Genomic DNA, 14,987 nt, shown 5'->3' on the forward strand with positions numbered 1-14,987 from the left:
GACATCAAACTCCAATCGTAGTAACGCCACTTGCCAAGCGATGGCGATCCACCGCTTCGATCGTCCACTGTGCGCGGCGGAAGTACCAATTTTCCGACGCGTGATACTCGGCGGCATCGCGAGCGGCAAACGATAACGTGGTGATGTTGTGTGGTTGTTGTGTCAACGAAAGGATCGCTTCGGCGCTGCCGTCGATATCGCCATTTGGCAGAACCAACGCGGCATCTTCTTCGGTCTTGCGTTCGACCACGTAGTCAATGTCGTATGCAATCAATGGCAAGCCAGCGGCGTACGCATCAAAAATCATTCGTGGTGTGTCCTCGGCCAGCGGTGTAAACAAGAGTGCGTCGTACTGGCGAATTTGATCGAACAATTCTGGTCCGTAGGCCACGTTGCCCAGCAAACGGACACGGTCGTTCAAGTGAAGGGCGTCAATTCGCGTTTGCAATTCGTCGCGTTGTTCCCCATCACCAATGATGTCGAACTGAACATTGCCCCCCATCGCAACGACTTTTGCGATGATTTCAATTGAATCGACCAAGCCCTTTCGTGGCGTTAGTCGACCACAATACATGAATCGCAAAGGGCCACCGTCAAGCAAACGGTGTCGCAATCGTTCGCAACGCATCAGGATGAAATCTTCGTCGACAATGTCTTCTATCGAATAGGACGTGTCGTGAAATAGTTGAGCGTTCTTCTGGTACGGTCCGTAGCGATTCATCAGTCGCGTCCCCTTCAACATGCTCAAACTGGCCGTACTGACGGCGTCGCGACACAATCGTTCGAAGATGTTTGCGTACCCTGCGGCGCGAAGACGGTGCATCGGGGGACGATTCGTGCTCAGTTGCCGTGTTTGCAAAGCGATATCCGTGTCTTGCACAAACACCGTCGCTTTGTTTTGTCGTCTGCCTTCCAAGAAACCTTCGTAGGAAATCGGTCGATAAACATCATCTAAACCCGCATGGACCACGTCTGCATCGCTAACCAGGTCCTTTAGCTCTTGTTGCCAGCGTCGTCGATGTTGCAACCAGTAGTGGCGCGACCGACAGCGGGAATCGAACGACGGAAACACTTCGATGTCCTCTTCCGACGGCACGACCTCCTCCAAGGTTTGCGAAGCGTTGTCGGGATCGTATGGATGTGACGGTGCGATGATGTTGATCGGTCCGTAGCGTCCTGCGAAGGAATCCCGCAGTAACCGCACGGACTTGAGCCATTCAGTTGAAAGATAGTATTTGCTCTGATCCACATGGATCGGAACATGGATCGCTATCAGGTACATGCGGTGCTCTCCGATTCGCGAACGGTACGTTTCCATTCCTGCTGACGATGAAACACGGCGGCCACGTACATCGGGAACTTGCTAAGCACGTAAAGCGGAATCGTGCATAGATTTCCTGGCGACAATAGTGTTCGGCCGTGTGTTAACCAAGCGACGAAAATTGCAATGAACAAACCCGTGCCTGCAGCAGCGATCAGTCCTAGTGGCCACCATCCGATTGCCAACACGACGGTCGCAATCGCGGTAGTGGCCAAGGCTACAAGCCACAGTTGCACAAACAAAGAAAGCGGTGGAATCAGCAAGTCAATCGCTGCGATCATCAAGCTTGGGCGGAATTGAATCACTGATTGCGTTATCAATCGAGGCACCTGTGTTACCAGCGTTTGCAGGTGTCCATGTTCCCAGCGTTTGCGTTGCTCCATCGCGTCTTGACGCAATCGCGGAAGATCGGCGGTAACGATTGCGTGGGGACAGTATGTGGGCGTGTGACCGGCGATCATCAAGTCGTAACTGGTCTTCATGTCTTCGACAATGTTGTCACTGGCCCAGTTGGGGTGTCGTGCCAACTGAGAGGGGAAAGCCATGCCCGAACCGGTCAGAGCACAGCCGAATCCAAGTCGGCTTAGACCAAGCGGGCGGACTTGGTTTTTGACTTTCACGGCAAACGCTGAAACTGCATTCCAGGTTTCTGAACCCGAGGTTTTTGAGTCCGTGTTTTCGGGGCTATTGCTTTCGGGGGTCCTGTGCAGCGGCATCTCGTAGCAGGCTTGGACGGGTGCTTGCTGTGCGATCGCTTGCTTGGCAAGAATCGTGATCGAACCAGGGGCGACCTTGCAGTCGGCGTCGATCATGATCAGAACGTCGCGCGATTGAACTTGCAAAAAGTCCAAGCCTGTTGCAATCGCATAGCCTTTCGCTCGTTTTGCATCATCCTCTCTTTCGATGACGTCAGTTCCCATAGAGCGAGCCAACGAGGCCGTCGAATCAGTGCAGTTGTCAGCGACCACCAGCAAACGATCACTCGGCAACAATTGTGTCTGGATCGATCTGATCGTCCTGGCCAGCACAGTCGCTTCGTTGTGAGCTGGTATCAGCACATCAACGCTGGGCCGCCCGGTCTGCGAACCTATTGGAGAGTCTGCCGCTAAACGGCGACGGGGCGGTATAGCGCCCAGCAAACACTCGCCCATCAACATCAACGCTGGCAACAACAGGGTCGCGCCCAGCATCAATAGTAAGAGTTGAACAATGGTTAGCATCGATTATTCCTTCATGGGTGAGCTTGCGTTGGACTATGTGACGACGCCTAGAATGGGTGCTTGGAATTGAGCCAAGCTAGCGGCGGCAGTTTGCGACGATTCATTGATCGACTGTCCACCCGGAGCACTCAGGATTACTCCGTCGACATGTGAACTGAGTAGTTCGACATCGGCAAAATGCTTGCTGTCCAGTCCTGTGACCAGAATCAGACGATCGTCTTGAACGCAATCTTTAACGCGGGCCAGTATTTGCTCCGCTTGTGTGTCCGCGATGTCGATCGTGTGCAGCAGGCCGCAATGCGTGTGGCTTTCGGTTGCTTGCTCCGATCCGGCAACAACGACTGTGATTTTTTCACCCATTTGAGCCAAACAGTCTGCAACGCGAACCGTCAACCAAAGCGTTGGCAGTCGGCCAGTTAGTTCCACGATTTGAATGATCGAATCGGATCCCGTGAAGCGACGCAGACGATTGGCCAGTAACCGAATCGCTTCGGGATGCATTTGCTCCGTCGCGTCGTTGGGTGGTGTCAGATCGTTGGACGCCGGGGAGGCCAGCGTGATGACACCCAGTTTCTTGGCCAGCGATTCGCCGGGCGATGGCAGCACGTTCTTGAGTCCAAAAATCAGGACGGGAGACGTTAGGCCTAGGAATGCGATCAGGAATGAACCGGCAAATTGCTTGCGATAGTTGCTGGTTTCGCCATTGACGGCCGGTTCGGCCTGCGCAAGTACGGTGAAGACATGCGCGTCGGTTCCCTTCAAGTTCTCAAGGCTTTCTGCCAAAAACGACTGGTCGTCAATGCGTTTCGAAGCGACCAAGAGTTGCTTCTCCAATTCCTTCGCTGCCGGAATCGCCGTTTCAATCTTCTCTAACTCTGGCTTCGTGACGGACAGCAGTTTTTCCAGTTGCTCGATACGAATACGCGAACCGGATATCTGTTGATCAATTTCGCTTCGCTTGCGCTCAAGTTCGCGAAACGTTTCGATTGCGCCGGCCGGATCATTCCCAAGCGACTGAATTTGTGACGTTAAGTCGGTGAGTTCGCTTTCCATTTGCTGCATCGGCGAATTCCCGCGGACGGCCAGTTGTAGCTGTTCGACTTCGCCCAACATCGATTCGTAGCGGGAGCGGGGAATCAATTGGCTGTCAGCGAGTCGCCGGAGACGTGCTAATTCGCCTTCCTTGCTACGCAGTCGTGACTCAGCCACTGCCCGATTTCGTTCGCGATCAATGTCCAACTTGATTTCATCCATGCGACGCAACATCGATGTCGGACTCGCTGGAACAACGCCACTAGCGGTCGTGACGGGTGTCGACCGCGTTGTCGAAGGCATGGTGTGGCTAACGAGAGTCACGTCATGCTGGTCAAGTTTTTCGCGATAGCTCAATCGCGCCTGCAAGTTGATTTCTTCGTCCCGGATGCTTTCCTCAAGCGTATTGACTTCGCTGTCGAGAGCATCAAGGGAAGATTCGATATCGTCGACGCCATACTTCGCTGCCAACTGCTTGTACTGGTCAACCAGTTGCTGATGATCGGGGTCGTAGCGTGATGCAATGGTTTGTCGAATACTTGTCACAAACTGGCTGATTCCTTCGTCACGGATTGAACGCGCTCGCTGATTCCCAATCGCAACGATTTGATCAAGCAGGCGTTTGGCGTCGTCGACGTCTTCCCAAGTCAGAGACAGATTGATCGAAGCATTCCCGCGTCCGACGGAAGTCTTCAGACGCCGTTGGAGTAGATCGACTGGGACTTTTAGACCCAATTCGCTGCGCAGTGCTTCCATGCATTCAAGTGATTTAAATTCCGTCGCCAACGTATGCACATCGGGACTTTGGTAGAGCGGTGCACCGACCGAACTGCGGTTAAACACAAGTCGTGATTCGACTTCGTAAGTGCTCTGGCTGTGCTCCTTGGCCCAGTAGACTGCAGCGATCGCGCTGGCGATGCCCGCAACAGCTAAATATTTCCAAGTGACGCCAAAGAGTTTCGTGACGACGTTGTCCGACGAATCATCAGCGATCATTCGTGGTGTGGATGAAATTTGCAGGTCGGGGTCGTCACTGATGGGCAGTGAGGTTCTTACCAAGGTTTTCGTCATCGGTATTTTCCTAGCCATGTAAAGGAATCTTAGGATCAGACGTGGCCAGCCTGATGAAACGGTTCCGCGTTTGCGCGAATTTTTCGGCGCGGTGGTGCTGACGCAATTCGGTGAGTCGCCATGCGGGGTGAGTGTTTCGTTTTGTTGGCTGCCGAAACGCTGCTGCTAAGCATTCCGATGTAGCACAGCCACGAAAAACCGAAGCCGTTGGAGAACCACACGGTCAACAGCAGCAACATCACCGCCGCGATGGTGCCCGACATTGATCCAATCAGAACGCGGTAGGCTGGGGCGCCAACGAATGCGAGTTGCGAAGACGAACCGATCGCAAATAACCCCAGTGCAAGAAACGCGATCAGACCGGCGATGCCCCAATTCAATATCAACAGCACATAGTGATTGTCGATGGACCGAAAGGTTCGCCGCAGTTCAGGTTCGACGTAGAGCAGGTGATCGGTTTTTGCGCCCCATTTACCATGACCCAACCAGCCTGCGTCTTGCATCGCGGAGGCATAGACGATGTAGAGCAGTGTTCGGTGTTTGGTTCCCGAGTATTCGTATTCATCGCCGTTGATGGTGACGGTGTGACCTTGTTCTTCACCCGAAAGCGATTCCAACTGGTCAACGACAATGGGCCACGCCGCGACCATCAGGGCCAGAGCCGCGAAGGCCAGAATGCCCAAAGGTAGTCTCCATGCGGGTTTCCAAAAGAACAGTGCACTCCCGATCGAAACGGCCAATACCAATATGGGACCTCGCGAGAGCGTGCAAAATACTCCTGCAGCACAAAGGATCGGCGTCACGATAAACAGTCGCGGCAATTGGTTATTCCAAGCTTGCCGTGCGCCTTCGATCGACCATGGAAAAAGCATTGCGATCGTCATGCCAAAATAGATCGGATGCCCCAGCGGGCCTTCGGCGCGGCGCAGATTCATTCGATAATTTTCGCCGGCAATGCGTGATCCACCGCGACCCGCGATCACGTTGAGCGGGTTGACTTTGGTAGTCGATTCGACCACCGACCAAGTGGACAAGACCAGGCAAACAGCGCACGCATACGGCAAAAGTTGATCCAAATCGCTGAGCTTTGTGATGACCAATCGGCCCATGACATACGGCACCACCCATGTCGAAAGGATGACCAAGCATTCAGATGGGCCGAATAATTGGGAGCGTTGCAGCGAAATCATTGCGACGACGGTGAGGACGCCAACAAACAAGTCGACCCAGTTCCAGCCTTTGATCCATCGACCACTGCCAATGCAGATGACGGCCAGCAAACCAAGTGTCATGAATCGCAGATCAATACTTAATGCACCGACACCGCGTGACAGCCATGCGGGTGCCAGCATCGCGCAAACCCAGCCCACGCGAGTTGCCAAGCTAGCACAGCTGATCAGCACGCTGACAAGCAACGCGACGACAATCATGGCGAGAATGGGAAAGAACAAGGAACAAGTTTGCTTGAGTGTGAGTCGTCGTTTCTTGCCAGTTCTCCGAATGGATGGCCGGACAAACGCAATGGGATTTGCAAAACGTGATTCGCAAAACCTGTACCGCGTGCCGCTAACGGATTGTGAATGCCCACCAGAAAAGTCACGTTGACGATTTGCGGGGGCGTACGCGCGCTTGCTGGCGTGGCATAGCGGTTAACAACTTTCCCTTCACCGACATCTGAGAAGAAACCATCAAAATTTGTTTCTGTATCGGTGTGGTTCGATCGAAACTGGTCGACGATCAGAACGATAAAACTGTCTGGCGATTCGCTGCCATAGTGAGAATGTAAAAGCGCCCATAGACGAAATGCGAGCAGAGAAGGGCAGTCTGATGAGTCACATTAAACCGCTCGCTGGTGTCGCGAAATCTGGGAAGCCAATCAACTACGAAACAATGGCGGGTGTCAGCGGGTCACGGATTGTTTCTTCGAATTGCTCTCGCGCGCGTCCGGAATCGATCTTCTGTGCCCACGGCATCGGCGAGATCGAACCGGCACGCGTATCGATGTTCTGCGTCGCGAGTCCTTCGGTTGGCGTTTGGATTTTTAGAACCACTTCGTTGATGTGAAGCGAAAAGTCGGCCGACAAGTGACACTCTTGACCGTCTTGGACGGCCTTTGCCAAATCAGCGATGCCGCGTGAAAAGTCCATGTGATGACCTCCGGTTCCGTAACAATGTCCAAACCCTGGGCCTGCCAATGGCGGCAACTTGCGTCGATGCACACCCTTGATCCTTGCCATCAACGGGATCTTTTTCATTCTCGCTGACATGGTCGAAAACGGTTCGACATACACCGGCGAGTTGTAATACCAGCAGTCTTCCACGGACAACGTGCCATCGTCGCCGTAGATTTTTAGGTGGTGATCGTGTTGGGCGATGATGCTGCATGTCAGCCTGGCCACGACACCGGATTCAAATTCCAAACAGGCCACCGAAAAATCGGGTGCCATCACGTCAATTGTTTCCCGGGTGTTTTTGCTGGGAATCAGGCAGCGCGGGAAAGTCGTCAGTCGCGTGACGGAACCAAAAAACGCTACCAGCCAAGTGAGATAGTAGCCGGCGTGTTCCAGCGTGCAGCCAACTTCAAGTTCGTCTTTCACCGGCCATGGACGGCCCAGAATGCTTTTCCACTGGTCGTATGGCATTTGGTGAATCAAACCGTCGTCCATCTCCGCATAAGCCAATCGAACGGTTCCAATTGCGTTATTGCGCAGTGCCTGCCAAGCCGTTTGTGCCGTTTCACTCAGGACATTGCAGGGTGCTGAGGACAATTGCAAGCGTCTGGATTTTGCCATGTCGACCAATTCGGCAGCCTGTCCCAAATCCGTGGCCAGGGGTTTTTCGCTGTACACGTGTTTGCCCGCATCCAGTGCAGCAGCGGAAATCTCAAAGTGACTTCTGGGGTTTGTCAGATTGATAACGGCGTCGACGCGATCATCGCAAAGCACTTCATCAATGGATTGATAGTGATGGCCGCCAAAATGTTTGCACAACTCTGACGATCGTTCCGCAATGGCGTCGTGTGCGCCCAAGAAGTTTAGTTGGGGATGATTCGGGAGCGTTTGCAGATAGAAGTCAGCAACGTATCCGCAACCAATCAATGCAATGTTCATTGATAACTCAGGCGTTGTGAAAATGGGTTCAGGGCGAAACAAATGACATTTCATTCACTACGCAAGTGCCGCGCCGAAATCGCCAAACTGAAGTCTTGAACACCTGCCACTGCGCACTCTGCGCGCAATTCTTCAATCCAATGCGTCTCTGGTAAGCACGTCGGCGTGGCGATCCATCACACAAACTTTATCTTGCATTTGTTGCCAATTTAAACTTCCTCCATAGGGTTAGGGCTGTGGGCCCTAGGAGGCTCTCTAGGTGGGTCCGCCCTCCATCGTAAATCAGATGATTTGCGAAACCGGATACCGGCATGGGGTTTGCCTAGTTTGACTTCCGGCACTGCTTATAGCAGTTTCAAACGAACGAGAAAGACGCTCGCGTTCAATCAGCCATGAGAATTATGGACAGCGAAACGATTGGAATTGAAAGCCGTCGATTTGCGAGCCATTGACTACACCGTTCCCAATGCGCGACATGAAGAAACAGTCATTAACAAAACCAGATGCGATCATTGCCATTGTCTCCAATGATTCCAAATTTGCAGCCAGTGTGAAGTCCGATCTAGGCGCATGGGGGTTTTCCAGCATTGTTGCTCACGACGATGCGCAACTGACCGACGTGATGAACCAGCAGGCACCGACTTGTGTTGTGTTGGACGTGAGCCAGCCTGATGGTTTAAGTGACTCCGCGGCCGACCGAGTCGTTGACATGCGGCTTCTGGATCGATTGCGTTCTGGTTGGAAGACGACGCCCGTGGTCGCTGTGTCATCCGATCCATCGATTTCGCTAGCGGTGTCGCTGGTCAAGCATGGCGCATTTGACGTCGTCGCCAAATCCTGTGCGACGAAACAGATCAGCCGTTTGGTTGACGGGTTGGCCAAGCAGCAGCAAGCCGATCATCGGGCCATGAAGCACCACGAAGCGCACTGTAAATCGCGTGGGATGGGGAACTACGAAATTTTGGGCAAGAGCCAAGCGGTGATGGACGTTTTGGATTTGGTCGAACAAGTTGCGCAAAGCGACGCGACCGTTTTGATTTTGGGCGAAAGTGGCACGGGAAAGGAGCTGTTGGCACGTGCGATTCACCACAATTCACTTCGAGCCGACAAGACGTTTGTGCCCGTCAATGTCGCTGCTTTGCCACCCAATATCGCCGAAAGTATTTTGTTTGGATACGAAAAAGGTGCTTACACGGGCGCCGATACCGCATCGAAGGGTTGGTGCGAAACGGCCAACGGCGGCACCTTGCTGTTAGACGAAATCGGCGAGATGGACATCATGCTGCAAGCCAAGCTGTTACGTTTTTTGCAAGACGGAACCTTTATGCGGGTGGGTGCCAACCAACAACAAAAGGCAGACGTCCGCGTCATTGCGGCGACAAACCGAGAACCAAAAGAAATGGTTCAATCGCATCTCTTGCGAGAAGATCTTTACTATCGGCTGAACGTGTTTCCTATTCGGATGCCACCGCTGCGTGAACGTCGGGAAGACATTCCGATTCTTGCCAACACGTTCTTGGAACGATCGGCGGAACTTCATCGGCGGCAGGTCGTCGGGTTTAGCGAAGGCGCGATGGAGTGTCTGGTTCAATACGATTGGCCGGGCAATATTCGCCAACTGGAAAATTTGGTGACGCGGATGGTGTTGCTGACACGCGATGCTTTTATTGGCATCAGTCACGTGCCCGCGGAAATCAAGTCGACTCGCGCCGGCACGCACGTCCAGCCCGAACCCGAGCTGAGTCATATGAAAAATGTGGAACGGCAAGCCATCGTAGCGGCATTGGAAAAATCCGACGGCAATGCCGTGGCAGCCGCCAAGCTACTTGGCCTTGGTCAGGCGACGATCTATCGAAAGATTAAGCGCTTTCAGATCGAACTGAATCAGATCAAAGCTGATTCTCGCATCTCTTAACATCGCGTTATGCGAGTAATGCGAGCGTGCCCGCTGTGGCGCTACGCGAGCGTGCGCTGGGGAACCATGCGAGCGTGCGTTCCGATGCTGCTCCTGCATGTGCTTGATCCGCGACATCGGTTTGCCTGTTCGATATGAGGAAGTTGCCGCAGGGGTTTCTCGATTTGATTCATTCTTGTTTGTCATGTGATGAACGCGTAACGAATCGTGCCGTACGACGAAATCGCTGCGTCAGTAATCGTTGCCTATAAATGTCATTAAAGGTTCTGCGAGTGACGTTAACGGTGCTTTGAATGAAATGGTCTAACACGAATCACAAACGTCCGTGTGTTCGGAACGGGAGTTGCGTTCCCTGGGATCAGTGAAACATTCCTGGCTCGTACGATTGGACGTCAACATGAAAACGGTTTTAGTCACCGGCGGCGCCGGCTTCATTGGCAGCAACTTAGTCAGGCATTTAATTCGCGCTGGCTACCGCGTCGTCAATTTGGACAAACTGACGTATGCGGGAAACCTTGCGTCGTTGAAGGATTTGGAACAAGACGAGAATCACATTTTTGTTCAGGGCGATGTCTGCGATGGGATGTTGGTCTTGGAACTACTGCATCGATACGATTGCGATGCGGTAATCAACTTGGCAGCCGAATCACACGTCGATCGCAGTATTGGTTCGCCCGGCATGTTTGTCCGTACGAACGTTGTCGGCACTTTCGAGATGCTGGAAGCAGCACGCGAATATTGGCATGCGTTGAGCGAAGAACGCAGTCAAGGATTTCGCTTTGTGCACGTGTCGACCGATGAAGTCTTTGGGTCACTTGGGGATTCGGGAAGCTTTACTGAATCGACGCCGTTTCAACCCAATTCGCCGTATTCGGCATCCAAAGCAGCCAGCGACCATCTCGTCCGTTCGTATCACGAAACATTTGCGTTGCCGACGATCACCACCCACTGTTCAAACAATTATGGGCCTTATCAATTTCCCGAAAAGTTGATTCCGTTGATGACGTTGCATGCGGTCGAAGGCAAGCAGTTGCCCGTCTACGGGACCGGTCTAAATGTACGTGATTGGCTACACGTCGAAGATCATTGTTCGGCGCTGCGGTTGATTTTGGAGTCCGGCCGGATCGGTGACACCTACAATATCGGTGGCGATGCCGAACGCTCCAATTTGGAAGTCGTGCATGCCATCTGCCAAACGGTGGATGAGCTTTGCCCAAGCGACCAACCATCATCAAAAAATATTCAGTACGTACGTGATCGACCTGGTCACGATTTTCGCTATTCGATCGATGCGTCAAAACTTTCGTCTGAACTTGGCTGGAAACCATCCGTTTCATTCGAGCAAGGTATCAAGGACACGGTTAGTTGGTATTTGTCGAATCCAGATTGGGTGACCAGCACACGCGAGAAAGGTTATCACGGACAACGGTTGGGAACGTCAGCCAATTCGATGACCGATCAGTTGACGCAGTCGACCGAGCGCGAACTTGGATCAACCGTCGACAAACCGTTCGACGGCGTCGTGTTTGAGCAATTGACACAGTACACCGACGATCGTGGATGGTTGATCGAGTTGTATCGCAACGACGAAATTCCGATCGGCAACGAACCGGTCATGGCTTATGTCAGCCAAACGATGCCGGGCGTTTCTCGTGGACCCCATGAACACGTCGACCAAAGTGACCTGTTTGGTTTTTTTGGACCCGGTGACTTCCGATTGTATTTGTGGGACTCGCGCGAAGGCTCGCCGACATTCGGAGAACGATTCACCGTGGTCGTGGGTGAGAGCAACCCTCAGTCGGTGATCGTGCCACCGGGCGTAGTGCATGCTTACAAGAATATTAGTCTGCGTCCTGGAATTGTCTTTAACGCACCCAATCGTCTGTACGCCGGTGAGGGCAAGAAAGAAGCGGTTGACGAAATTCGGCACGAAGACAACCAAGGAACGCCCTATCAACTGGTCGACGCATAGTGTGCCAAGACGTTTGACGATCAACAGCGACTGGACGATCCGGTTGACTTCACGCTTGGACGCAAATTGACTAACACTTATCGCGAGACGAATCATGTCAGCTACTGAATCACGCGTTTCCAAAGGCATCATTCTTGCCGGCGGTAGCGGGACCCGCATGGCTCCCATGACCAGTGGATGCAATAAGCAACTATTGCCGGTCTACGATAAACCAATGGTGTACTACCCGCTGTCAGCATTGATGTTGGCGGGGATCCAGGATGTGTTGCTGATTTCTTCTCCTGAGGAGATTGACCGGTTTTCGTCACTACTGGGCGATGGTTCACAGTTTGGAATCCAGATCAGCTACGAAGTCCAGCCTCGACCAAACGGTTTGGCGCAAGCGTTTGTGATTGGAAGCTCGTTTATTGGCGACGACAATGTCGCGCTCATTCTGGGCGACAATATTTTTCACGGCAATGATCTGGCGACGATCTTGCAGCGTGCGGCGGCCAACCAAGAGGGCGCGACGATCTTTGCGTATGAAGTCCGCGATCCCGAACGCTATGGTGTGATCGAACTGGATGAATTTGATAATCCGATTGCGATTGTCGAAAAACCGATCGACCCCCAAACAAATTTGGCCGTGCCCGGGATCTATTTCTTTGACAACCGTGTGGTTTCGATCGCGCAGTCATTACAGCCATCGGCTCGCGGCGAATACGAAATCACTGACGTGATTGAGCATTATTTGCAAGACGGAACGCTATCAGTCCAGCGATTCAGCCGCGGTATGGCTTGGCTTGATACAGGAACCCCGATGGCTTTGCTGCAAGCCGGCAATTTCATTGCAGCGATCGAGCAGCGGCAAGGATTGCGGATTTGCTGTCCTGAAGAAATTGCGTTGCGCATGGGGTTCATCACTGCGGAACAACTTGCAGAAAACACGGCCAACATGAAAAGCGAGTACGGCGCGTATTTGCGATCGATCACAAAACAGTTTTCCAACAATTCGCTGGCCGCCAGTTAAGCGGGCGAACGATTGGGCTTAGCAAAAGGGATGCGACCATGCGTTGGGGAATCATCGGGACGGGTTACGCAGCACAGCAGTTTATCAACGGACTGCGTGAGTTAGACGATGTCAACATCCGCGCGGTTGCTTCGCAGTCGCCCCACCGCGCGTCGCAGTTCGCCGCCCAGTACTCGATCGATGCGTTCGAATCGTCGTATTCCGATTTGATTGCTCGCCAAGATATTGACATCGTTTATATCGGTGCCATCGCATCGCTTCATCATGCGCTGTGCATGGAGTGCATCGAATCCGGGATGCCGGTGGTCTGTGAAAAACCGTTTGCGATGAACGCGGATGAGGCGGCGGAGATCGCCCAGGCATCCGAGACGTACGGTGTGTTCTGCATGGAAGCGATGTGGTCGCGATTTATTCCTTTGCATCTTCGATTGCGTGACCTAGTTGCCAGTGGTGAGATCGGCGAAGTGATGTCTGTGTCGGCGGACTTTGGGCTTCGACAGACACCGCGTTCGAATCCACGGTTGTTTCGATCGGACTCTGGCGGAGCGATCTTGGACTTGGGTGTGTATCCAACTTCGCTAGCAGTACAGTATTTGGGAGAACCGGATCACGTGCATTGGGATTGTGTCAACGGACGATACGGCCCGGATGCGTTGGATAGCGTAAACGAACGAGCCGTCGGTGCGTTTCGATACAAATCCGGTGCGTTGGCTACGGTGGCGGCCGACATCGTTTGCGAGCTTCCGACTCAGGCAACCATTGTTGGCACCGATGGCGTCATTCAAATCGACACGCCCATGTATCGACCGGATACCGCTAGGCTGACGCGATCAGCAATTCCGGCGGGGGCGTTTGAATCGACTCGCAGCGGCAATCTAGGATTATTCAACGCCAAGCAAAAGGCTCGCCGGATTTTGTCCGCTGTCAAACGTCGGTGTTGGCCGCCCTATCGCACGATCCACGTTGGCTATCGCGGCAATGGTTATCAGTATCAGGCCAGCGAAGCAATGAAATGTCTCCAGGATGGCTTAGTCGAAAGTTCCATCATGCCGTTGGACCAAAGCGTGGCTGTGCTGCGAACCATCGATCAAGCCAGCAGGGAAGGGGCGAGTGGTCAAGCAGATCCGCAGGATTTTCAGACCAAAACGACTGAGCGTGCTTCCGCTCCGCCGTTGAAAGTTGTCATCTAAGCAACTGGGCGCCCAAGGCTTTTCTTTTTGGGATACCGGCTCAGATTTGCAGCCTTTTCCCACGAAACGAAAGCATCGTCCCAGGTTTGCATTTTGCCCTGGTTAGACGAAGTGGCTTGATGGCGGTTATGGTAGTTCGTAGCTCCCCTACACTTTTGCTCTACCGCTCCAAGCAGCTATGAAAATCATTCTCGCAGCACCTCGTGGTTTCTGTGCCGGCGTCAACATGGCGATCGATTCGCTGGAGCTGACGCTGCAAAAATTCGGTCCACCGGTCTACGTCTACCACGAGATCGTTCACAACCAATATGTGGTCAACCGATTCAAAGAAAAAGGCGCGATCTTTGTCGACACCATCGACGAAGTCCCCGAAGAAAGCGTGCTGCTGTTTTCGGCCCATGGTGTTTCGCCGGCAATTCGTGAGGCTGCCAAAGCTCGCCAGCTGAATGCTCTTGATGCGACTTGCCCGCTGGTGACGAAAGTCCATCTTGAGGCCATCAAGTACGCCAAGGCCGGATTTACAATCATCTTGATCGGCCACGAAGGCCACGATGAAGTCATCGGCACCATGGGCGAAGCTCCCGAAGCGATCGTTCTGGTCGAAGATGAAGCGGGCGTGGACGAATTGCAAATTGCGGACGAAACCAAACTGGCTTATCTGACGCAAACTACCTTAAGCGTCGATGACGCAACGCGAATTATCAAGCGACTTCGCGAGCGTTTCCCAGACATCGAAAGCCCGCCCAAAGAAGACATCTGTTACGCAACCCAAAACCGCCAAGAAGCCGTCCATATATTGACCGATCGTGCTGACGTGGTTGTTGTGCTTGGCAGTCAGAACAGCAGCAACTCGCAACGACTGCGAGAACTTGCCGCCGACAAAGGCAAAGCAGCCTATCTAGTCGACGGTCCCCAAGATCTGAAAGACGAGTATTTCACCGACGCCAACACAGTCCTGATCACTGCCGGAGCAAGCGCCCCCGAGTCGGTCGTCCAATCCGCCATCGATTGGCTGGTTAATAAATTCGGAGCCACCGTCGAGACCGCCGAGATTCGAGAAGAGTCAGTCGTCTTCCCACTACCCAAACCACTGCGAGCTTTCGCGGCGGAAACAAAAGCGTAGCAACTCTTGAGTCTATAAGAGGCG

Annotated in this window: 10 protein-coding genes; 5 read left to right on the plus strand and 5 right to left on the minus strand. The window is 53.2% G+C overall.

Annotated elements, in window-relative coordinates; all coding sequences use genetic code 11:
• Positions 1–4: 4 nt before the first annotated feature.
• From K239x_RS03500 to K239x_RS03520, 5 genes are all read right to left on the minus strand, one after another.
• Positions 5–1,282 (minus strand): glycosyltransferase family 4 protein, encoded by a 1,278-nt coding sequence (locus K239x_RS03500; RefSeq protein WP_419189628.1) that lies wholly within the window; start codon positions 1,280–1,282, stop codon positions 5–7.
• Positions 1,273–2,541 carry a glycosyltransferase family 2 protein gene (locus tag K239x_RS03505; protein WP_145416274.1) on the minus strand — a complete coding sequence of 423 codons (1,269 nt, stop codon included), beginning with the start codon at positions 2,539–2,541 and terminating at the stop codon, positions 1,273–1,275. Before K239x_RS03505 ends, K239x_RS03500 begins: the two co-directional genes overlap by 10 nt.
• 33 nt (positions 2,542–2,574) lie before the next feature.
• Positions 2,575–4,644, minus strand: a complete 2,070-nt coding sequence (locus tag K239x_RS03510) for a GumC domain-containing protein (RefSeq protein ID WP_145416275.1) — start codon at positions 4,642–4,644, stop codon at positions 2,575–2,577.
• A gap of 35 nt (positions 4,645–4,679) precedes the next feature.
• Positions 4,680–6,095 carry an O-antigen ligase family protein gene (locus tag K239x_RS03515; RefSeq protein WP_145416276.1) on the minus strand — a complete coding sequence of 472 codons (1,416 nt, stop codon included), beginning with the start codon at positions 6,093–6,095 and terminating at the stop codon, positions 4,680–4,682.
• A gap of 429 nt (positions 6,096–6,524) precedes the next feature.
• Positions 6,525–7,754, minus strand: coding sequence for a Gfo/Idh/MocA family protein (locus K239x_RS03520; protein WP_419189629.1), 1,230 nt, complete (start codon positions 7,752–7,754; stop codon positions 6,525–6,527).
• 475 nt (positions 7,755–8,229) lie between these two features.
• On the opposite strand from K239x_RS03520, the gene K239x_RS03525 reads away from it, so the two are divergent.
• The 5 genes from K239x_RS03525 to ispH all read left to right on the plus strand — a co-directional run bounded on the left by K239x_RS03525 (position 8,230) and on the right by ispH (position 14,963).
• Positions 8,230–9,669 (plus strand): sigma 54-interacting transcriptional regulator, encoded by a 1,440-nt coding sequence (locus K239x_RS03525; RefSeq protein ID WP_419189630.1) that lies wholly within the window; start codon positions 8,230–8,232, stop codon positions 9,667–9,669.
• 397 nt (positions 9,670–10,066) lie between these two features.
• A complete protein-coding gene (rfbB, locus tag K239x_RS03530) occupies positions 10,067–11,641 on the plus strand; it encodes a dTDP-glucose 4,6-dehydratase (protein WP_145416279.1) in 1,575 nt (524 codons plus the stop codon).
• Positions 11,642–11,735: 94 nt separating this feature from the next.
• Entirely contained in the window at positions 11,736–12,650 is a 915-nt protein-coding gene (gene rfbA, locus K239x_RS03535; RefSeq protein WP_145416280.1) for a glucose-1-phosphate thymidylyltransferase RfbA, read from the plus strand.
• Between the two features lie 38 nt (positions 12,651–12,688).
• The gene (locus K239x_RS03540) at positions 12,689–13,840 is read left to right on the plus strand and encodes a Gfo/Idh/MocA family protein (protein ID WP_145416281.1); all 1,152 of its coding nucleotides are present in this window, start codon (positions 12,689–12,691) and stop codon (positions 13,838–13,840) included.
• A gap of 178 nt (positions 13,841–14,018) precedes the next feature.
• Complete coding sequence (gene ispH, locus K239x_RS03545) at positions 14,019–14,963, plus strand: 4-hydroxy-3-methylbut-2-enyl diphosphate reductase (RefSeq protein WP_145416282.1); 945 nt, start codon at positions 14,019–14,021, stop codon at positions 14,961–14,963.
• Positions 14,964–14,987 lie beyond the last annotated feature (24 nt).

This window comes from Stieleria marina (assembly GCA_007741555.1).
Classification (GTDB): Bacteria; Planctomycetota; Planctomycetia; order Pirellulales; family Pirellulaceae; genus K23-9.

What these genes read in the sequence shown, in the direction of transcription:
- K239x_RS03500 (WP_419189628.1), bottom strand. Translation starts at nt 1,282, where the DNA reads ATGTACCTGATAGCGATCCATGTTCCGATCCATGTGGATCAGAGCAAA.
- K239x_RS03505 (WP_145416274.1), bottom strand. Translation starts at nt 2,541, where the DNA reads ATGCTAACCATTGTTCAACTCTTACTATTGATGCTGGGCGCGACCCTG.
- K239x_RS03510 (WP_145416275.1), bottom strand. Translation starts at nt 4,644, where the DNA reads ATGACGAAAACCTTGGTAAGAACCTCACTGCCCATCAGTGACGACCCC.
- K239x_RS03520 (WP_419189629.1), bottom strand. Translation starts at nt 7,754, where the DNA reads ATGAACATTGCATTGATTGGTTGCGGATACGTTGCTGACTTCTATCTG.
- K239x_RS03525 (WP_419189630.1), top strand. Translation starts at nt 8,230, where the DNA reads ATGAAGAAACAGTCATTAACAAAACCAGATGCGATCATTGCCATTGTC.
- rfbB (WP_145416279.1), top strand. Translation starts at nt 10,067, where the DNA reads ATGAAAACGGTTTTAGTCACCGGCGGCGCCGGCTTCATTGGCAGCAAC.
- rfbA (WP_145416280.1), top strand. Translation starts at nt 11,736, where the DNA reads ATGTCAGCTACTGAATCACGCGTTTCCAAAGGCATCATTCTTGCCGGC.
- K239x_RS03540 (WP_145416281.1), top strand. Translation starts at nt 12,689, where the DNA reads ATGCGTTGGGGAATCATCGGGACGGGTTACGCAGCACAGCAGTTTATC.
- ispH (WP_145416282.1), top strand. Translation starts at nt 14,019, where the DNA reads ATGAAAATCATTCTCGCAGCACCTCGTGGTTTCTGTGCCGGCGTCAAC.